Source organism: Streptomyces sp. NPDC102360, from assembly GCF_044766085.1.
Classification (GTDB): Bacteria; Actinomycetota; Actinomycetes; order Streptomycetales; family Streptomycetaceae; genus Streptomyces.
Genome location: NZ_JBIWLG010000008.1, coordinates 1 through 20,546, shown reverse-complemented (window position 1 = coordinate 20,546; position 20,546 = coordinate 1). Strand labels below are relative to the sequence as shown.

Genomic DNA, 20,546 nt, shown 5'->3' with positions numbered 1-20,546 from the left:
GCCCACGACCAGGCGCGTCGTGCCGGGGCCCAACTACCCGGCGCGGCGCGCCTGTTCATGCGTTGTTCGCAATGCGACCGTCAGTTTTCGCTCAACGAACGAATTCCGGCCAAACTCCGATCACGTACATGACATTCCTGGTCATCAACTGCCACTGTTTTCCCGCACAACCCGCACGGCAAAGCTCACCCCCCACATCACACAAGGAGCTTTCTTCGTGACTCCCCACATATCGAGAAACACATCCCGACGCATGCCCCGCCGCACCACGCTCGCCGTCGCCACGGCAGTCGCCGCCGGCGCGCTGCTGGCCGGTTCGCTCGGCACGACGGGCGCCGCCGCCGACACCGCCACCGCCACGGCGAAGGAGTTGAATCTCGGCTCCAAGGAGAAGCTCGTCGTCCGTGACGTGGTCAAGGACCGCGACGGCACGACCCACACCCGCTACGACCGCACGTACGACGGCCTCCCGGTGCTCGGCGGCGATCTGGTCGTCCACGAGACGAAGGCGGGCAAGCGCGAGGGCGTCACCCGCGCGACGTCCAGGTCCATCGACGTGCAGACCAGCGGGGTCTCCCTCAAGGCCGCCCCGTCCGGCGCCCGGAAGGTCGTCTGGGCCGCCTCCGGCACCCCGAGACTCGCGTACGACAAGGTCGTCACGTCGACGAAGAAGGACGGCACGCCGAGCCGGCTGCACGTCATCACGGACGCCCAGACCGGCAAGAAGATCTTCGAGTACGACGAGATCCGCACCGGCGCCGGCGAATCCCAGTACAGCGGCAGCGTCGACATCGGCACGAGCGGCTCCGGCTCCGAGTTCTCCCTCACGGACGCGGAACGCGGCGGCCACTCCACGTACGACCTCAAGCACGGCGAGTCCGGCAAGGGCACCCTGTTCAAGGACGCCGACGACAAGTGGGGCGACGGCACGAACAACGACGCGGCCACCGCCGGCGTCGACGCCGCCTACGGCGCGCAGGTCACCTGGGACTACTACAAGTCGGTGCACGGCCGCAGCGGGATCAACGGCGACGGCAAGGGCGCGTACTCGCGGGTCCACTACGGCAACGACTACGTCAACGCGTTCTGGGACGACAGCTGCTTCTGCATGACATACGGCGACGGCGAGGGCAACAAGAACCCCCTCACCTCGCTCGACGTGGCCGCGCACGAGATGAGCCACGGTGTCACTTCGGCGACCGCGAACCTCGTCTACAGCGGCGAGTCCGGCGGCCTCAACGAGGCGACCTCCGACATCTTCGGCACGTCCGTGGAGTTCTACGCGAAGAACAGCAAGGACGTCGGCGACTACCTCATCGGCGAGCAGATCGACATCAACGGCGACGGCTCGCCGCTGCGCTACATGGACAAGCCCAGCAAGGACGGCAACTCGCTCGACGCCTGGAAGTCGGGCGCGGGCGACGTCGACGTCCACTACTCGTCGGGCATCGCGAACCACTTCTTCTACCTGCTCAGCGAGGGCAGCGGAAAGAAGACCATCAACGGCGTCGACTACGACTCCCCGACGTCCGACGGCTCCACGGTCACCGGGATCGGCCGCGACAAGGCCGAGAAGATCTGGTTCAAGGCGCTGACGACGTACTTCACGTCGAACACCGACTACGCGGCGGCGCGCACCGGCACGCTGGACGCCGCCAAGGACCTGTACGGGGCGGACTCGGCGGAGTCCAAGGCCGTGGCGGCCGCCTGGTCGGGCGTCAACGTCAAGTAGGACTCACCGTCACGTAGGACTCACCGTCACGTAGGACTCACCGCATCAACATCCCGCCGCCCTCGCCCGCCTCCTGCGAAGGCACCGTCACGAGCCCCGTCTCCGCCGCCGACGCGAGCAGCGGATGCGCGGGCAGCACCCGGACGGTGTAGCCGTAGGGTCCGCTGCGGTCGAGGGCGAGCGGGCCCTCGTACGCCCAGCGGCCCTCGGCGTCCGGGCCGCCGGCCGGCTTCAGCGGCACCGTCGTCGGTTCGGTGATCCGGTCCTCGGTGTCGACGCGCCCCGCGACGGCCTGCACCTCGACGTCGTCGGGGCCCAACTCGCCGAGGGCCACCCGGACATGGAGGCCGAGGGTGGCACCCAGTTCGGTGCTCCCCGTCGAGGCCTCCACGTGGTCGACGGTGACGCGCGGCCAGGCGGCGCGGACCCGTGCCTTCCACGCGGCGAGGTCCCGGGCGGCGTCCGCGTCCAGCGAGCGGGCCGACGCGGCGGCCGGGGCGTACAGCTGGTCCACGTACGCACGGACCATGCGCCCCGCGAGGAGCTTCGGGCCGAGGTGGGTGAGGGTCTGGCGGACCATCTCGATCCAGCGGTCGGGCAGCCCCTCGGGGCCCCGCTCGTAGAAGCGAGGCGTCACCCGGCGCTCCAGGAGGTCGTACAGGGCGGCCGCCTCCAGGTCGTCGCGCCGGTGCTCGTCGGTGGCCGTACCGTCGGCCGTCGGGATGGCCCAGCCGTAGTCGGGCGTGAACCATTCGTCCCACCAGCCGTCCAGGACCGACAGGTTGAGGCAGCCGTTGAGGGCCGCCTTCATGCCGGATGTGCCGCAGGCCTCCAGCGGGCGCAGCGGATTGTTCAGCCACACGTCGCAGCCGGGATAGAGCTTCTGCGCCATCGCCATCCCGTAGTCGGGCAGGAAGACGATACGGTGCCGTACCCGCGGGTCGTCGGTGAACCGCACCAGCTCCTGGACGAGCCGCTTGCCGCCGTCGTCGGCCGGGTGCGCCTTGCCCGCGACGACGATCTGCACCGGCCGCTCCTCGTCGAGCAGCAGCCGCATCAGCCGGTCCGGATCGCGCAGCATCAGCGTGAGCCGCTTGTACGAGGGCACGCGCCGGGCGAAGCCGATGGTGAGCACATGCGGGTCCAACACGCCGTCGATCCAGCCGAGTTCGGCCGCGCCCGCGCCGCGCTGCCGCCAGGACGCGGCGAGCCGCTCGCGCACCTCGTCGACGAGCTGGCGGCGCAGTTCGCCGCGCAGCTCCCAGATGTCGCGGTCGGGGATCTCGCCGACGGCGTCCCAGCGGTCCGAGCCGCCGATCGACAGGGCGTCCTCGGTGCGCCGCTCCCCGATCTGCCGCGCGCCGAGCCGGTGCACCTCGGGGGCGACCCATGTCGGTGCGTGCACACCGTTGGTCACGGAGGCGATCGGCACCTCCTCGACGTCGAATCCCGGCCACAGTCCGGCGAACATGTCCCGGCTGACGGAGCCGTGCAGTGTGGAGACGCCGTTGGCGCGCTGCGCGAGCCGCAGCCCCATCACCGCCATGTTGAAGACGTTCGGGTCACCGCCCGCGTACGTCTCCATGCCGAGCCCGAGGATGCGCTGCACGTCGAGACCCGGCAGCTCGGCCGCGGCGCCGAAGTGGCGGGCGACGAGCTCCCGGTCGAAGCGGTCGATGCCGGCGGGGACGGGGGTGTGTGTGGTGAAGACGGCGCCCGCCCGCACCACTTCCAGCGCGGAGTCGAAGTCCGCGCCCCGCTCGGCGAGTTCGGCGATCCGCTCCACACCGAGGAAGCCCGCGTGCCCCTCATTGGTGTGGAAGACCTCGGGTTCGGGGTGTCCGGTGAGCCGGCAGTAGGCGCGGACGGCGCGCACCCCGCCGATCCCGAGCAGCATCTCCTGCAACAGCCGGTGCTCGCTGCCGCCGCCGTAGAGCCGGTCGGTCACATCCCGTTCGTGGACGTCGTTCTCCTCGATGTCCGAGTCGAGAAGCAGCAGCGGCACCCGGCCCACCCGCGCCTGCCACACCCGCGCGAGCAGCCGCCGCCCGCCGGGCAGCGCGAGCGCGAGGTGCACGGGGCTGCCGTCGGGCTCCCGCAGCAGGGCGAGCGGCAGCTCGTTCGGGTCGGTGACCGGGTACGTCTCCTGCTGCCAGCCGTCCCGCGAGAGCGACTGCCGGAAGTAGCCGTGCCGGTACAGCAGCCCTACGCCGATCAGCGGCGCCCCAAGGTCGCTCGCGGCCTTGAGGTGGTCACCGGCGAGGATCCCGAGCCCGCCCGAGTACTGCGGCAGCGCGGCGGTGATACCGAACTCGGGCGAGAAGTACGCGATACAGGAAGGGAGTTGTGACTGCCGCGCCCGCTCCTGGTACCAGCGGTCGTCGTGCAGATAGCCGCGCAGATCGTCGGCGACCCCGCTCAGCCTCGCGAGGAAGTCCTCGTCGCCCGCGAGCCGGGCCAGCCGCTCGGGCGGCACGCTGCCGAGCAGCCGCAGCGGGTCACCGCCGGATCCGGCCCAGCGACCGGGGTCCACGGCGGCGAACAGATCACGGGTCCCGGCATGCCACGACCAGCGCAGATTGCGCGCCAACTCGTGCAGCGGGGCGAGGGGTTCGGGCAGGACCGGACGGACGGTGAATCGACGGATGGCCTTCACGTGCTCACCTCTGCGGTTGCGCGTCGGATGCCTGAGTCGTGTCCCCGACGGTAGCCGCACGGCCGCGGCGCGGGACAGGGCGCCGAAACGCGTACGGCGGTCAGGGCGCGCGCGGCGCGCGCCCTGACCGCCGTACGTTCCAGGCCCCTGGGAGCCGGTGTCAGGCGATCGCCGCCCCGGCGCCGCGCGCCCCACCGATGTAGTCGGTGAGTCCCGCGTCGTCGTACACCTCGATGTCGACGGGGGTGCCCTTGGTCAGGTGGAAGTCCTTCACGAGGAAGTCCACGGGAGCCTCGCTGCCGGGCGCGGCGTACGTGCCCAGGTTGTGCGTGACACCGTTCGTCGTGGAGGAGACGTGCACGTAGAACGTGTCGCCGTCGTTGCGGGTGTCGTACACCCGCAGTTGCTGCGTCTCCGGCTGGAACTCCACCTCACCGAGGCGGGAACCGTTCTGCGTCAGCGCCACGTCGGCGCCGACGCTGCCGCCCGCGGCCTGCCGGTAGGTGACCGCCGCGTCGGGGTTGGGGTCGTAGGCCGCGGCCGGTGCGGCCGCGGCGCCGAGCAGCGCGCCCACCGTGAGCGCCGCTCCCGTGAAGATGCGTGCCAGCCGTCGCGGACGTCGGGTCGCTGTCATGCGTGGTGCCCCCCAGATCAAAGAACCACATCCAAACCATTCGGACGTCGGTACAGGAAGTTGCCGCCGTAGGTCATCGGCGACCTGCCCACGATGCCAGATTTCATGATCACCCAGAGGCACGCAACGCCCAGAGGTCGTCAGCCGGCGCGGACCACCACGAAAACCCCACGGACCCGCCGCTCGTCCTCCGCGGTCCATTCGGCGGACACCTCACCGACGGTGTCGCCCGGCGCCTTCGCCCCCGCCTCCAGTACGCGCACGATCTCGGGCCGTACGTCGTCGGCGGTGACCCGGGCGTGCACGGTCGGGTCGAGCGCCCCGTCGACGCTCTGCGCGTGCGCGCGCACCGCGCCCTTGAGCAGGGCGGTCAACTCCCTCACGGCAAGCGGGTCCTTGGCCCCGTCGTACACCCAGCGCTTCCCCAGCACGCCGTGCTCCAGGGTGCCGATGAGCGCGTCGTCCGCGGCGCCCTCCAGCGGGGCCCCGCGGTAGGCCATCGGCACGTGGTACGTCACCGGCTCGGGGCCGGACGTGTCCGTCGCGGCCATGAACTCGAGGCCGACCTCCCCGGCCGGATCGTCGAGCCGGAAACCGCCGGCCTTCGTCAGCTCCGGGGTGCCGGAGCCCCGGTACCAGGGCTGCTTCGGCAGCCAGTCGGCGAGGAGTTCGAGCTTGGTGGGCGTGAGTGTGGTGCGGTGAATGATCGACACGGCTTCATCATCGGACGTCGCCGTGCGTCACGCCAGGGAATTGCGCGCCCCGCGGGAACGACCGAAAACCCCGTACGGAGTCCGAAAAACGCCGCAACTCAAACGCACAACCCTCACGACCGATATGGCCGATTCCGCCACCTCGTACCTCCTTGTGGTGCTTCACACCACACGAGAGGCTGCCAACTGGCGTGACACCGCGCCGAGTTGAGGAGGGGAACTCACCCATGGCAGGGACCGTGCGAGTGACGCGAAAGCGACGGACGCGCTGGGCCGGTGGGCTCACCGCGGTCGCCACGGTCGCGGTGCTTTCGGCCATCACGCTTCCCGCGGACGCCGCCCCGGCACAGGGGCGGATATTCGGCGCCGGGGAGCCCGGCGCCATAGCGGGCAGCTACATAGTGACACTGAAGGGGGACACGAAGGCCCCGTCCTCCGCGGGCAAGGACCTCGCGGAGAAGTACGGGGCGAAAATACGCCACACCTACAGCCGGGCGCTCAACGGCTATGCGGTGACACTCGGTGCGGGTCAGGCCGAGCGGCTCGCGGCCGACGGGAACGTCGCGTCGGTCGTCCAGGACTCCCAGGTCACCACGGAACACAACCAGAAGAACCCGCCGTCGTGGGGCCTGGACCGCATCGACCAGAACGATCTGCCGCTCGACAAGTCGTACACGTGGCCCGAGTCCGCGGGCGCCGGCGTGCACGTCTACGTCATCGACACCGGCATCCGCGCCACCCACCGCGACTTCGGCGGCCGGGCCACGAGCGGCTGGGACTTCGTCGACAACGACTCGACCGCCCAGGACGGCAACGGACACGGCACCCACGTCGCGGGGACCGTCGCGGGCGAGCGGTACGGCGTCGCCAAACAGGCCGACGTGGTCGGTGTGCGCGTGCTCGACGACGAGGGATCCGGCACGACGGCGCAGGTGCTCGCGGGCATCGACTGGGTGACCAAGCACGCCCAGCGGCCGGCCGTGGCGAACCTGAGCCTCGGCGGCTACGCGAACGCCCAACTCGACGCCGCCGTAAGGAACTCCATCGCCTCCGGCGTCACCTACACGGTGGCCGCGGGCAACGACAACATGCCCGCTGAGTTGTATTCGCCGGCCCGAGTCAAGGAAGCGATCACCGTCGGCGCCACCGACAAGAAGGACGCGCGTGCGAGCTTCTCCAATTGGGGTACCCGCCTCGACCTGTTCGCTCCCGGCGTGGACATCACGTCCGCCTCGTACAAGAGCGACTCGGGGAAGGCCACCTTCTCCGGCACGTCCATGGCGTCGCCGCACGTCGCGGGCGCGGCCGCGCTGTACCTCGCCGACCACGCGACGGCGTCGCCCGCCGAGGTGAGCAAGGCACTGGCCGAACGTGCCGCGACCGGCAAGGTGACGGGCGCGGGACTCGGCTCGCCCAACAAGCTGCTTCAGGTCAACAACCCGTAGGAGGAGGTGAGTCGATGTTCCGGTCCCGTCGTTTTCGGCGGGACCGGTCTTATGTGTTCCCTTACGCGCCAGTAGTGACGAGTACTGGGTACGACACGGATTGCCCGCCGGTGGAGCGTGGAAGGCTCCACCGGTACGCCGCACGACTTCACCGCACGGCCCTCTCCCCGAATCTCGTTTCCGCACCCCCGATCCCCCGCGGACAGGAGCGGTCATGCCCGCAAAGCGATCCCCTTCGCACGCCTCGCGCACGCCCCGTACACCTCGTACGCCCCCGAAACCGCGCGCCACCACGGGCCGCATCCCCATCCGCGACGTCCGCCCCGTCGTCGAGCACGGCCGGCGCCCTGCCAAGGCCGTGGTCGGCGAGACCTTCCTGGTCACGGCCACCGTATTCCGCGAGGGGCACGACGCCGTCGCGGCGAACGTCGTGCTGCGCGGGCCCGACGGCGAGCCGGGCCCCTGGACACCGATGCGCGAACTGGCCCCCGGCAGCGACCGTTGGGGCGCCGAGGTCACCCCGGACGCGACAGGGCGCTGGACGTACCGGGTCGAGGCGTGGGGCGACCCCGTGGCGACGTGGCGGCACACGGCGAAGATCAAGATTCCGGCGGGCATCGACACCGAACTCGTCATGGAAGAAGGCGCGTTGCTGCACGAACGCGCCGCGAAGGGCGCCCCCGCACCTCTTCGCGAAGCGGTCGCGCGGGCGGCCGCCGCGCTCCGCGACACCACGCTCCCGGCCCCCACCCGGCTCGCTGCGGCGCTCGCCCCCGACGTCCAGCGGGCCCTCGCCCGCCACCCGCTGCGCGAACTGGTCACGCGCAGCGGGAAGTTGCCGCTTCTCGTGGAGCGGGAGCGGGCGCTGTTCGGGTCCTGGTACGAGTTCTTCCCGCGGTCCGAGGGCGCTGTCGTGAAGCCGGGTGTGCCGCCGGTGAGCGGGACGTTCCGCACGGCGGCGCGGCGGCTTCCGGCCATTGCGGCGATGGGTTTCGACGTGGTGTACCTGCCGCCCGTGCACCCCATCGGCACCACCTTTCGCAAGGGGCCCAACAACTCGCTCTCGCCCGGCCCCGATGACGTGGGGGTGCCGTGGGCGATCGGCTCGCACGAGGGCGGTCACGACGCGCTCCACCCGGACCTGGGCACGTTCGAGGACTTCGATCATTTCGTGGGCCGGGCGCGGGAGTTGGGCATGGAGGTGGCGCTGGATTTCGCGTTGCAGTGCTCGCCGGATCATCCGTGGGTGCACAAGCATCCGGACTGGTTCCGGCACCGTCCGGACGGTTCCATCGCGTATGCGGAGAATCCGCCGAAGAAGTACCAGGACATCTTCCCGCTCGCCTTCGACCAGGACATGCCGGGCCTGATCGCGGAGACGGTCCGGATCCTGCGGCTGTGGATGGACCACGGGGTGCGCATCTTCCGGGTCGACAATCCGCACACCAAGCCGGTGGTCTTCTGGGAGCAGGTGATCGCGGACATCAACGGCAGCGACCCGGACGTGATCTTCCTGGCGGAGGCGTTCACCCGGCCCGCGATGATGCACGCACTGGCCGCGGTCGGCTTCCAGCAGTCGTACACGTACTTCACCTGGCGCAATTCGAAGCAAGAACTCACCGAGTACGCCCGCGAGTTGAGCGGAGAAGCCGCCTCGTACATGCGGCCGAACTTCTTCGTGAACACCCCCGACATCCTGCACGCGTTCCTGCAGGACGGCGGCCGCCCGGCCTTCGAGCTGCGCGCGGTGCTCGCCGCGACGCTCTCGCCCACGTGGGGTGTCTACAGCGGCTACGAACTGTGCGAAAACACTCCATTGCGCGCCGGAAGCGAGGAGTATCTCCACTCCGAGAAGTACCAACTGCGCCCCCGGGACTGGGAGTCGGCCGCACGCGAGGGCCGCACGATCGCCCCGCTGATCACCGAGCTGAACGCGATCCGGCGCCGCAATCCGGCCCTGCGAACGCTGCGCGGCGTGCACTTCCACGAGGCCGACCAGGACGCGGTGCTCGTGTACTCGAAGACCGCCAGCACCGCACAGGGCTCGAACACGGTTCTGGTGGTCGTGAACCTCGACCCGCACCACACCCAGGAGGCGACGGTGTCGTTGGACATGCCGCGCCTGGGGCTCGACTGGCACGCATCCGTACCGGTGCGCGACGAACTCACCGGCGACACCTATCACTGGAGCAGGACGAACTATGTGCGCCTAGAGCCGGGCCGCACGCCCGCGCACATCCTCGTCCTCCCGTCACCGGCCACGCCGCGATGAACTCGCACGCACGGCCGGGACATGGGATTCGGAGGGTCACCCACACCATGATGATGAATGAGCCCGTCCCGGACACCTTCGAGGACACCCCTGCGAAGGACCGGGACCCGGATTGGTTCAAGCGCGCCGTCTTCTACGAGGTCCTGGTCCGTTCCTTCCAGGACAGCAACGGCGACGGCGTAGGAGACCTCAAGGGCATCACGGCGAAGCTGGACTACCTCCAGTGGCTGGGCGTCGACTGCCTCTGGCTGCCACCCTTCTTCAAGTCCCCGCTCAGGGACGGCGGTTACGACGTCTCGGACTACACCTCGGTGCTCCCCGAGTTCGGCGACCTGGCGGACTTCGTGGAGTTCGTGGACGCGGCGCACCAGCGCGGGATGCGCGTGATCATCGATTTCGTCATGAACCACACGAGTGATCAGCACGAGTGGTTCCAGCAGTCGCGTTCCGATCCCGAGGGCCCCTACGGCGACTACTACGTGTGGGCCGACGACGACAAGCGCTACGCGGACGCGCGGATCATCTTCGTGGACACCGAGGCCTCGAACTGGACCTTCGACCCGGTGCGCAAGCAGTACTTCTGGCACCGCTTCTTCTCCCACCAGCCGGACCTCAACTACGAGAATCCGGCCGTCCAGGAGGAGATCCTGGCGGCCCTGCGGTTCTGGCTCGATCTGGGCATCGACGGCTTCCGCCTGGACGCGGTCCCCTACCTGTACGCCGAGGAAGGCACCAACTGCGAGAACCTCCCCGCCTCGCACGCCTTCCTCAAGCGGGTCCGCAAGGAGATCGACGCCCAGTACCCCGACGTCGTCCTGCTCGCGGAGGCCAACCAGTGGCCCGAGGACGTCGTCGACTACTTCGGCGCCCCGGACACCGGCGGCGACGAGTGCCACATGGCCTTCCACTTCCCGGTGATGCCCCGCATCTTCATGGCGGTACGCCGCGAGTCCCGCTACCCGGTCTCGGAGATCCTGGCCAAGACGCCGCCGATCCCGGCCGGCTGCCAGTGGGGCATCTTCCTGCGCAACCACGACGAGCTGACCCTGGAAATGGTCACCGACGAGGAACGCGACTACATGTACGCGGAGTACGCCAAGGACCCGCGGATGCGCGCCAACATCGGCATCCGCCGCCGCCTGGCCCCGCTCCTGGACAACGACCGCAACCAGATCGAACTCTTCACCGCCCTGCTGCTCTCGCTGCCGGGCACGCCGATCCTCTATTACGGCGACGAGATCGGCATGGGCGACAACATCTGGCTCGGTGACCGCGACGCGGTGCGCACGCCGATGCAGTGGACCCCGGACCGCAACGCCGGCTTCTCCTCCAGCGATCCGGGCCGCCTCTTCCTCCCCACGATCATGGATCCGGTCTACGGCTACCAGGTCACGAACGTGGAGGCGTCGATGTCCTCCCCGTCGTCCCTGCTGCACTGGACCCGCCGCATGATCGAGATCCGCAAACAGAACCCCGCCTTCGGCCTCGGCTCCTACACCGAACTCCCCTCCTCCAACCCCGCGGTCCTCGCCTTCCTCCGCGAGGCCCCCGCGACCGAGGACGGAGGGGACGACCTGGTGCTGTGCGTGCACAACTTCTCCCGCTTCGCACAGCCCACCGAACTCGACCTCCAGTCGTTCAACGGACGCCACCCGGTGGAACTGATCGGCGGGGTGCGATTCCCGGCCATCGGCGAACTGCCGTATCTCCTGACCCTGGCGGGACACGGCTTCTACTGGTTCCGTCTCCGCAAGGACTGACGACCGGCTCCGCGAGGACTGACACCGACGCACCTGGGCACTCTCCACAAATACATCGGGGAAAGGACACGACTCCATGTCGGAAGCCGCAACCCGGCCCGCCGCCCCGACGGCCGGAGAATCCGAACTGCTCATGTCGCTCGATCCACTGCTGCGCGAGTGGCTGCCCCGCCAGCGCTGGTTCGCCGGCAAGGGCCGCCCGGTCACCGGCTTCACCCTGGACTCCGTCACCGAACTGCTGCCGGACGCCGCCCTGTTGCACCTCCTCGTCCGCGCCCACCAGCCACCGGCCGACGAGGAGGGGCCCGGCGACCGCTACCAGCTGCTCATCGGCACCGCCGAGGCCGCGGCGCCGCACCTCGCGCCCGCGGTGATCGGCCACATCACCCACGGCCCGCTCGCGGGGCGCACCGCGTACGAGGCGCTCCAGGACCCGCGCCACAGCGCCGTCCTCCTGGAGCGGCTCCGAATACCCGGCGCGCTCGGCGCGCTCCGCTTCCACCGCGGGCCGCACGGCGAGGTGCCGCGCGAACTCGCACCCCGCCCGCTGACGGCCGAGCAGTCCAACTCCTCGGTCGTGTACGGCGATACGCTCATCGCCAAGCTGTTCCGCCGGGTCTCCCCCGGCCTCAACCCCGACCTCGAACTCCCGCTGGCCCTGGCCCGCGAGGGCTGCGACCGGGTGCCCGCACCCGTCGCCTGGTTCGAGACGGCCGGTACGCACCCCACCGAACCCGCGACCCTCGGCATCCTCCAGCCCTTCCTCAGGGGCGCGGCCGACGGCTGGGACCTCGCCCTCAAGCACGTCACCAACCAGCAGGACTTCACGGCGCAGGCCCGCGACCTCGGCCGCGCCACCGCCGAGGTGCACACCGCCCTGGCCCGCGCGCTGCCCACGGTCACGTACACGCGCGCCCACATCGAGCAGCTCGCCGAGTCGATGACGCGCCGCCTGGAGGCGACGGCCCAACAGGTCCCGGCACTGCTCCCCCTCGTACCCGGCTTACGCTCCACCTTCGACGCGCTCGCCCGGCTCGGCGCCGACGGCCGCACCTGGCAGGCCCAGCGGATCCACGGCGACCTGCACCTGGGCCAGTACCTGCGCGCCCCGTCCGGCCACTGGCATCTGATCGACTTCGAGGGCGAACCGTCCCGCCCCCTCCCGGAACGCCGCCTGCCGCACCCCGTGCACCGCGACATCGCCGGCATGCTCCGCTCCTTCGACTACGCGGCCCCGGGCACGGATTGGTCACTCTCCTGCCGCACCGCGTACTGCACCGGCTACGCGGAGGTCACAGGCACCGACCCCCGCACGGCCCCGGCCCTCCTCCGCGCCTACGAAACGGACAAGGCCATCTACGAGGCCCTGTACGAGGCCCGCCACAGGCCGGACTGGCTCGAGGTCCCCTTGACAGCACTACGGCGATTGGCCCTATAGGGGCGCGGGGAACTGCGCAATCTTTTTGGGGGCAAGGGGGCGCAGCCCCCAGGACCGGGACGGGAAGGGGAGGAGGGGGCGACCTCCAAGTACGGCACCGCACCGCACGCGACCCACACGCACACACGAAGCCGCAAGGAGGCCCCCACCGTGACCCCCGCCCCGACGACACCCCCGGCCCCCGTCCCCCCGGACGACCGCACACGGCTACTGAACGCAACCCACCACGACCCCCACGGAGTGCTGGGCGCACACCCCACCCACGGCGGCATCGCCTTCCGCACCTGGCGCCCCTACGCCCAGCACGTGTCCGTCACCACCCGGGACGGCCTGCGCGCCGAACTCCACGACGACGGCGACGGATTCTTCACCGCCCTGCTCCAACTCCGCGAGATCCCACCCGAGTACGAACTGGAGATCACGTACGCCGAGACGACGCAGCGGATCGCGGACTCCTACGCCCTCCTCCCCTCCCTCGGCGACCTCGACCTGCACCTGATGGCCGAGGGCCGCCACGAACAGCTCTGGACGGCACTCGGCGCCCACCCCATGGAGCACCAGGGCATCCAGGGCACCCGCTTCACGGTGTGGGCGCCCAACGCCCGGGGCATCCGCGTCGTCGGCACCTTCAACTACTGGGACGGCGCGGCCCACAGCATGCGCTCGCTCGGCTCCTCGGGCGTGTGGGAGCTGTTCGTGCCGGACATCGGCGAGGGCGAGCTGTACAAGTTCGAGATCACCCGCCCGGACGGCAGCAAGACGATGCGCGCCGACCCGCTCGCCACCCGCACCGAGGTGCCCCCGGCCAACTCCTCGGTCATCCATGCCTCGCACCACACCTGGCAGGACGAGGCCTGGCTGGAGCACCGCGCCGCCCGCCCCGCGCACACGTCGCCGTTCTCGGTGTACGAGGTGCACCTGTCGTCCTGGCGCCCCGGCCTCAGCTACCGCCAACTCGCCGAGCAACTGCCCGCCTACGTATCGGACTTGGGTTTCACGCACGTGGAGTTCCTGCCCGTCGCCGAGCACCCCTTCGGCGGCTCCTGGGGCTACCAGGTCACCGGCTTCTACGCCCCCACCGCCCGCCTGGGCACCCCCGACGACTTCAAGCACCTGATCGACACCCTCCACCAGGCCGGCATCGGCGTCCTGATGGACTGGGTCCCCGCCCACTTCCCCCGCGACGACTGGGCGTTGGCCGAGTTCGACGGCAAGCCCCTGTACGAACACGAGGACCCGCTCCGCGCCGCGCACCCCGACTGGGGCACCCTGGAGTTCGACTACGGCCGCAAGGAAGTCCGCAACTTCCTCGTCGCCAACGCCCTGTACTGGTGCCAGGAATTCCACATCGACGGCCTGCGCGTCGACGCCGTCGCCTCCATGCTCTACCTCGACTACTCGCGCGAGGACGGCCAGTGGACCCCGAACCGGTTCGGCGGCCGCGAGAACCTCGACGCCGTCGCCTTCCTCCAGGAGATGAACGCCACCCTGTACCGCCGCGTGCCCGGCGTCGTCACCATCGCCGAGGAGTCGACGGCCTGGGACGGCGTCACGCGCGCCACTCACCACGAAGGCCCCGCAGGCTTCGGTGGCCTGGGCTTCGGCCTCAAATGGAACATGGGCTGGATGCACGACTCGCTCGACTACATGAGCCACGAGCCGGTGCACCGCAAGTTCCACCACAACGAGATGACGTTCTCCATGGTGTACGCCTACAGCGAGAACTATGTGCTGCCCATCTCCCACGACGAGGTCGTGCACGGCAAACGCTCACTCGTCTCCAAAATGCCCGGCGACTGGTGGCAGCAACGCGCCAACCACCGCGCGTACTTGGCCTTCATGTGGGCCCACCCCGGCAAGCAACTCCTGTTCATGGGCCAGGAGTTCGCCCAGGGCGCCGAATGGTCCGAGGCCCACGGCCCCGACTGGTGGCTGCTCGACCCCGCATACGGCGCGGAGCCCGACCACCGCGGCGTCCGCGACCTCGTACGGGACCTCAACGCCCGATACCGCGCCGCCCCCGCCCTGTGGGAACGGGACACCGACCCCACAGGCTTCTCCTGGATCGCCGGCGACGCATCGGAGGACAACGTCTTCGCGTTCCTCCGCCACGCCTCCGACGGCACCCCGCTCCTGTCGGTCTCGAACTTCTCCCCGGTGGTCCGCCACGATTACCGCCTGGGCGTCCCCGACGACACCCCGGCATGGCACGAAATCCTCAACACGGACAACGCACGTTACGGCGGCGGCGACGTGACGAACCGCGACCCGATCAAACCGGACGCCGCAAGCCTCCACCTGACACTGCCACCCCTGTCAACAATCTGGCTCACCCGCACCGCCGACGGGGCTTGATGGATCAAGCCCCTCCGGCGTTTGAGGAGCGGGGGTCCGGGGGCAGAGCCCCCGGTTTCGGGAAGGGGCGGGGTGGGGGAAATTCACCCCCGCAACGCGGCCCCCAGGGCCTCCGGCAACTCACCCGCGTGAACAACCCCAAGATCCTGCGTGGCCCGAGTAAGCGCCACATACAAATCGCTCACCCCGAACTCCCCGGGCTCAACCACAATCACCCGGTCGAACTCCAGCCCCTTGGCCTGCCTCGGATCAAGCAGCACCAGATGCCGCGTGAGGTCAGGCTCTCCCCCGGCCTCAACACCCGGCAACCGCGCCGCAAGCCCGGCATGCAGCCCCCGCGGCGCGATCACCGCAAGCCGCCCCTCCTCCGGAACCCGCTCAACCGCCGCCTTGGCCGCAGCCTCCACGACGTCGTCGGCCCGCAGCACCCACGGCCGCTCCCCGCTCGACCGCACGGACGACGGCGCCTCGTACTCCGGATGGGAGTCCCGCAGCACCGCCGCCGCGACGTCCATGACCTCGGACGGCGTCCGGTAGTTGACCCCGAGCCGGGTGTGCTCGAAACGGTCCTCGACGTACGGCGCGAGGATGTCCGCCCACGCGCCGACGCTGCCCTCCTCGGAGGTCTGCGCGGGGTCCCCGACCAGCGTCATCGACCGCGTCGGCGACCTGCGCATGAGCAGCCGCCACGCCATCGGGCTCAGCTCCTGCGCCTCGTCGACGATGATGTGCCCGAACGCCCAGGTCCGGTCGGCGGCGGCCCGCTCCGCGGCGCTGCGGTGGTCCTCCTCCTCGTACCAGCCTGCGACCCGGTCCGCGTCCACGACGTCGTGCGCGGCGAGCACCTCCGACTCGTCCTCGTCCTCGAACTCGTACGTCTCCGAGCCCTTGGAGAGGTCGAGCACGCCCTGCGCGTACGCGATCCGCTCCTGCCGCGCCGCCTCCGCCGCTGCCCGCTCGGCGCTGTCGTCGTACCCGAGCAGCTCGGCGGCCTCGTCGAGCAGCGGCACGTCCCCGATGGTCCACTCGCCCGCGCCCGGCCTCTCGCTCCGGATCGCGGCCGCGTCCTCCTCCGGTACGTGGGTGGGCTCGGCCAGATAGTCCGCGAGGAAGCCCTGCGGGGTGAGCTGGGGCCACAGCTCCTCGATGGCCGCGTGCACGTCGGCACTGGATGCGACGGCCTTGCCGAGCTGGGCGATGTCGTCGGGGCCGAGGAAGTTCGGGCCGCCGTAGGGGTCGGCGCCGATCCGCTCGGTGAGCTGTTCGGTGAGCGCGTCGATCACCCGGAAGGCGAAGTGCGGGCGGCCCAGGTTGTGCGGCAGCTTGGTGTCGCGGGCCGCCTGCCGGGCCTCGTAGGCGATCTCCCAGTCGAGGATCAGGTCGCCGTCGTCGTTCGGGATGATCAGCGGGGCGCCGGGCTCCGGCAGTCGCTGCCGGTCCTCGATGGCCAGCGCGAGGCTGTCGGCCATCGCCGCCGAGCCCTTCACGGTGGCCGCGCGCGGCGTGTCCTTGAGCGTGGCGTGCACGCCGGGGAACAGCTCGCCGACGGTGGAGAGCAGCACCCCGGTCTCGCCGAGCCCCGGAAGCACCTCGCCGATGTACTTCAGGAACGCCGGGTTCGGGCCGACGATCAGCACGGCCCGCTTGGCGAGCAGCTCCCGCTGCTCGTACAGCAGGAACGCGGCGCGGTGCAGCGCGACGGCCGTCTTGCCGGTGCCGGGCCCGCCCTCGACGACGAGCACGCCCGGGTGCGGGTGCCGGATGATGCGGTCCTGCTCGGCCTGGATCGTCTGCACGATGTCGCCCATGCGGCCGGTACGCGCCGAGTTCAGGGCGGCGAGCAGCACGGCGTCGCCGGTGGGGTCCTCGTACCCGGTGCGCTCCGAGTCGTCGAGGTCGAGGATCTCGTCGTGCAGCTCGGTGACCGTGCGCCCGTCGAATGTGAGGTGACGGCGCCGGCGAAGACCCATCGGCGTATGGCCCGTGGCGAGATAGAAAGGCCGGGCGACGGGCGCCCGCCAGTCGATCAGCATCGGCGTGCGCTCGGAGTCGTCCGCGCGAATTCCGATACGGCCGATGTGGTACGCCACACCGAGTTCTTGATCTTCGTCGCCCTTGAGGTCAATTCGACCGAAGCAGAGCGATCCCTCCACCGCATTCAACGCGGCGAGCAGCCCCGATCGCTCGACGACCAACAGGTCCCGCTCGAGGAGGGCCTGCTGGCCGGTCCCCACCGGGGTGATCGCATCCCGGACGGAGTCCGCGGTGACGCCACGCAGCTCATCGACGCGCCTGTAGAGCGCGTCGATGTATTCCTGCTCTTTCTGCAATTCCAGGCTGTCCCGGCTTGACAAAACAACTCCCTGCCCGGTACCGTGGTTTTTGTTGGCCCCCATTGTGGGGCCTTTTCTGTGGGCACACAGAAACACCGAATATACCCCGGGCGGGGCTGAATTCCAAAGCCGTCGACGCTGCTCGGACGACGTTGCTCAGACGGTCTCGGCCAATTCCTCCAGAAGCCGCCGCTTCGGCCGGGCTCCCACACGCGACCACACCGGTTCGCCGTTCTTGAACACCATCAGCGTGGGCATGGACATCACCCCGTACTTGACGGCCGTCTCCGGATTGCTGTCGACATCGATGGCCACGACGTCCAGACGCTCCCGCTCTTCCTCCGCGACGGCCTTGAGCACCGGCGCCAACTGCTTGCACGGACCGCACCACTCGGCCGTGAACTCCACGAGCACCGGCCGCTCGGCCCGCAGCACCCGCACCTCGAAGTCCTCGTCGGTCACATCCCGCATGATCACTCCTCGTCCGTCAGCTCACAGCGCGGCTCATGGGCCTCCGCCGCCAGCGTCTCCATGGCCCGCTCGGCGCGCGCCAACTGCGCACCGACCGTCTCGCGTACGGCGGTCAACTCGCCGATCAGCGCATCGAGTTCGGCGACCTTGCTCCGGTACACGGCCACCGACGCCGGGCACGAGTCGCCCTCCGGATGACCGGCCCGCAGGCAGTCCACGAACGGCCGGGTCTCCTCCAGGTCGAAGCCGAAGTCCTGCAGCGTGCGGATCTGCCGCAGCGCCCGCAGGTCGTCCTCGTCGTACGTCCGGTAGCCGTTGCCACCGCGCCGCGCGGGCAGCAGCCCACGCGACTCGTAGTACCTGAGCGCCCGCGTCGTCGTACCGGCGCGGGCGGCGAGCTCTCCGATGCGCATGTCGAAGACGTTAGACCTTGCCGCTGACGTCAAGGCCAGTCGACGAGTACGAGGTACAGCAGATACGTGGCCGCGACGGCGAACGGCGCCGCCACCGAGAACCCCCGCCGACGGGCCACGAACCGCTCCTCCCACGGCAGCAGCCAGGCGGTGGCGAGCGTGAGGAGCGCGACCGTCAGCCCCCAGCCGAAGACGGGTGCGGCGTCCGTGCCGACGGCCGTCCATGCGAGGAACGCCCCCGGCAGCGTGACCAGACTCGACACCAGCGGGGCGACCCAGGCGCGAGGACGCGGCGCGGACGGTGCGGCGGGCTCGGCGGCGAGTTCGGAGATCATGTCTCCATCCAAGGCGGACAGCTGTTCCCCTACCTGAGTGCGCGTACTCACCTCACGTACTCAGCTCACGTACTCAGCTCACGTACTCAGTTCCCATGGCCGGTACAGCCGACTTGATCGGGCACAGGATGTCGGGTCCACCGGGGCGCACCGTCCCTAGCGTTCAAGACGTCAACAGCACGAACCGGCAGGAGGGGCCAGGTTGCTGGACCGACTCAACCAGGTCATGGACCACATCGAGCAGCGCCTCGACGAGCCCCTGGACATCGCGGAGTTGGCGCGCATCGCCACCACGTCCGAGTACCACCTGCGCCGGATGTTCTCGGCGCTCGCGGGCAAGCCGCTGTCCGAGTACGTCCGGCGGCGCCGGCTCACGGTGGCGGGCGCCGAGGTCCTCGCCGGCCAAGAGCCGCTCCTGACCATCGCCGTGCGCTACGAATGGGGTCTCCCCTGCTCGAGGTTGTTCGAGAGCTTGGGGAAGGCTCGGGCGAGGCCTTCGCCCGCGCGTTCCGTGCCCTGCACGGTGTCGGCCCCGGCGAGGCCCGCCGCACGAAACCGGCACTGGTCTCCCAGCCCCGCCTCTCCTTCCGGCTCACCGTCGAAGGGAACAGCAGCATGCGCTACCGCGTAGTGGACCGCCCCGAGTTCAGCGTCGTCGGACCGAAAGCCCGGGTCCCCCTGGTGTACCTGGGCCCGAACCAGGCGATCATCGACTTCGTCCGCTCCGTTCCGCCCGAAACCGTCACGGCCCTTCAGCAGCTCTCGAAGGGTTCCGGCGAGGACCCCGAGGGCATCGTCGCGGTCTGCGACGACCTGGACCCCGGCCGTGCCGAGGGCAGCGAACTCGACTACTACCACGGCGTGGTGGCCGGCCCGGACGCCCCGGCCCGGAGATCCTGCGAACGCGGCTGTCACCGGACGGCGCGACGGCGGAGGCGGAACTGTGGCTGCCGGTCGAGCGGGAGCCCTCCTGACTCCGCCGGGCCCGTAAATCCGGGGCCGATTGTCAGTGCCTGCCGCTACGTTGCGCCCATGAGCCACGAAGCAGGCACAACCCTGTCCGTCGCCCGGTACCTCGACTGCCTGGCCGCCGACTTCGAGCGGCTCCGGGCCGCCGCCACACCGGCCCCGACGGCACAGGTGCCGAGCTGCCCCGACTGGACCGTCACCGATCTGGTGCGCCACGTCGGGCAGGTCTACGCACACAAGACGCAGGCCGTGCTGGCGGCCGCCCCGGGCTCCGAACCGGAGTGGCCGCCGAAGGGCACGTCCGACGAGGAACCGTTCGCCCTCATGGACCGTGCCTACGCGGAACTGCGGACCGCCCTCGAGACACGGGAGCCGGAGGCCCCGTCGGGCACCTGGTACGCCCCGGACCAGACCGTCGGCTTCTGGATCCGCCGCATGGCGCAGGAGACGGTCATCCACCGCATCGACGCCGAACTCGCGGCGGGCGGCCCGATCTCCCCCGTCCCCGACGACCTCGCCGTCGACGGGATCGACGAACTCCTGAAGGTGTTCACGGCCTACGCGGTCACCGAGTGGCCCGACTTTTTCCGGGAGCCGCTGGCCGCGTCGCCAGGCCGGACGTACGAGGTACGCGCGGAGGCGGAGAAGGGCGCGACGTGGCGGATCCGTACAGGGGCCGAACCCACCTTCACGGTCGAGGACGGTGCAGCCGCCAACTCCACCACGGACGTCACCCTCAGCGGCATGCCAGAGGCACTGCTGCGCGACCTGTGGAACCGCGCGGGCGCCGCCGAGACCTCACACGTGCGGATCACCGGTGCTCCGGAGCCGGTCGAGGAATTGCGCGCCTGCCTCAGGATCTCCACGCAATAGAAGCGCGGTAAACGCAGAAAAGCCCGGACCGTATCCCGGTCCGGGCTTTTCCATAAAATTAGTTCGGCGGCGTCCTACTCTCCCACAGGGTCCCCCCTGCAGTACCATCGGCGCTGTGAGGCTTAGCTTCCGGGTTCGGAATGTAAC

The 20,546-nt window shown here is 70.0% G+C and carries 14 protein-coding genes, 1 rRNA gene and 1 pseudogene; 8 read left to right on the top strand and 8 right to left on the bottom strand.

Annotated elements, in window-relative coordinates:
• The first annotated feature begins 217 nt into the window (after positions 1-217).
• Entirely contained in the window at positions 218-1,732 is a 1,515-nt protein-coding gene (locus tag ACIRHA_RS27730; protein ID WP_403851225.1) for a M4 family metallopeptidase, read from the top strand.
• A 37-nt stretch (positions 1,733-1,769) separates the two neighbouring features.
• Here ACIRHA_RS27730 and glgP read toward each other — a convergent pair whose 3' ends face one another.
• The 3 genes from glgP to ACIRHA_RS27715 form a co-directional block, all read right to left on the bottom strand.
• Entirely contained in the window at positions 1,770-4,388 is a 2,619-nt protein-coding gene (glgP, locus tag ACIRHA_RS27725; protein WP_403851222.1) for an alpha-glucan family phosphorylase, read from the bottom strand.
• A gap of 160 nt (positions 4,389-4,548) precedes the next feature.
• A complete protein-coding gene (locus ACIRHA_RS27720) occupies positions 4,549-5,022 on the bottom strand; it encodes a hypothetical protein (protein ID WP_403851219.1) in 474 nt (157 codons plus the stop codon).
• A 140-nt stretch (positions 5,023-5,162) separates the two neighbouring features.
• On the bottom strand, positions 5,163-5,735 hold the full coding sequence (locus tag ACIRHA_RS27715) for a 1,4-alpha-glucan branching protein (protein WP_403851216.1): 573 nt from the start codon (positions 5,733-5,735) through the stop codon (positions 5,163-5,165).
• 227 nt (positions 5,736-5,962) lie between these two features.
• On the opposite strand from ACIRHA_RS27715, the gene ACIRHA_RS27710 reads away from it, so the two are divergent.
• From ACIRHA_RS27710 to glgB, 5 genes are all read left to right on the top strand, one after another.
• The gene (locus ACIRHA_RS27710) at positions 5,963-7,180 is read left to right on the top strand and encodes a S8 family peptidase (RefSeq protein WP_403851214.1); all 1,218 of its coding nucleotides are present in this window, start codon (positions 5,963-5,965) and stop codon (positions 7,178-7,180) included.
• Positions 7,181-7,394: 214 nt separating this feature from the next.
• Complete coding sequence (locus ACIRHA_RS27705; RefSeq protein WP_403851211.1) at positions 7,395-9,452, top strand: alpha-1,4-glucan--maltose-1-phosphate maltosyltransferase; 2,058 nt, start codon at positions 7,395-7,397, stop codon at positions 9,450-9,452.
• A gap of 47 nt (positions 9,453-9,499) precedes the next feature.
• Positions 9,500-11,212, top strand: a complete 1,713-nt coding sequence (gene treS / locus ACIRHA_RS27700) for a maltose alpha-D-glucosyltransferase (RefSeq protein ID WP_403851208.1) — start codon at positions 9,500-9,502, stop codon at positions 11,210-11,212.
• A 76-nt stretch (positions 11,213-11,288) separates the two neighbouring features.
• Complete coding sequence (locus ACIRHA_RS27695) at positions 11,289-12,650, top strand: maltokinase (RefSeq protein ID WP_403851204.1); 1,362 nt, start codon at positions 11,289-11,291, stop codon at positions 12,648-12,650.
• 150 nt (positions 12,651-12,800) lie between these two features.
• Entirely contained in the window at positions 12,801-15,005 is a 2,205-nt protein-coding gene (glgB, locus tag ACIRHA_RS27690; RefSeq protein WP_403851202.1) for a 1,4-alpha-glucan branching enzyme, read from the top strand.
• Between the two features lie 83 nt (positions 15,006-15,088).
• Here glgB and ACIRHA_RS27685 read toward each other — a convergent pair whose 3' ends face one another.
• The 4 genes from ACIRHA_RS27685 to ACIRHA_RS27670 form a co-directional block, all read right to left on the bottom strand.
• Positions 15,089-17,335: a HelD family protein gene (locus tag ACIRHA_RS27685; RefSeq protein WP_403852112.1), complete on the bottom strand. Its 2,247-nt coding sequence runs from the start codon at positions 17,333-17,335 to the stop codon at positions 15,089-15,091.
• A 159-nt stretch (positions 17,336-17,494) separates the two neighbouring features.
• A complete protein-coding gene (gene trxA / locus ACIRHA_RS27680) occupies positions 17,495-17,809 on the bottom strand; it encodes a thioredoxin (protein WP_403851199.1) in 315 nt (104 codons plus the stop codon).
• 2 nt (positions 17,810-17,811) lie between these two features.
• Positions 17,812-18,222 carry a MerR family transcriptional regulator gene (locus ACIRHA_RS27675; RefSeq protein ID WP_403851196.1) on the bottom strand — a complete coding sequence of 137 codons (411 nt, stop codon included), beginning with the start codon at positions 18,220-18,222 and terminating at the stop codon, positions 17,812-17,814.
• A gap of 29 nt (positions 18,223-18,251) precedes the next feature.
• Positions 18,252-18,557 (bottom strand): hypothetical protein, encoded by a 306-nt coding sequence (locus ACIRHA_RS27670; protein ID WP_403851194.1) that lies wholly within the window; start codon positions 18,555-18,557, stop codon positions 18,252-18,254.
• Between the two features lie 202 nt (positions 18,558-18,759).
• On the opposite strand from ACIRHA_RS27670, the pseudogene ACIRHA_RS27665 reads away from it, so the two are divergent.
• A pseudogene (locus ACIRHA_RS27665) lies at positions 18,760-19,531 on the top strand (helix-turn-helix domain-containing protein).
• A 58-nt stretch (positions 19,532-19,589) separates the two neighbouring features.
• Complete coding sequence (locus ACIRHA_RS27660; RefSeq protein WP_403851191.1) at positions 19,590-20,399, top strand: maleylpyruvate isomerase family mycothiol-dependent enzyme; 810 nt, start codon at positions 19,590-19,592, stop codon at positions 20,397-20,399.
• A gap of 61 nt (positions 20,400-20,460) precedes the next feature.
• Here the strand turns inward: ACIRHA_RS27660 and rrf are convergent.
• Positions 20,461-20,546 (bottom strand): 5S ribosomal RNA (rrf, locus tag ACIRHA_RS27655); the annotation flags it as partial.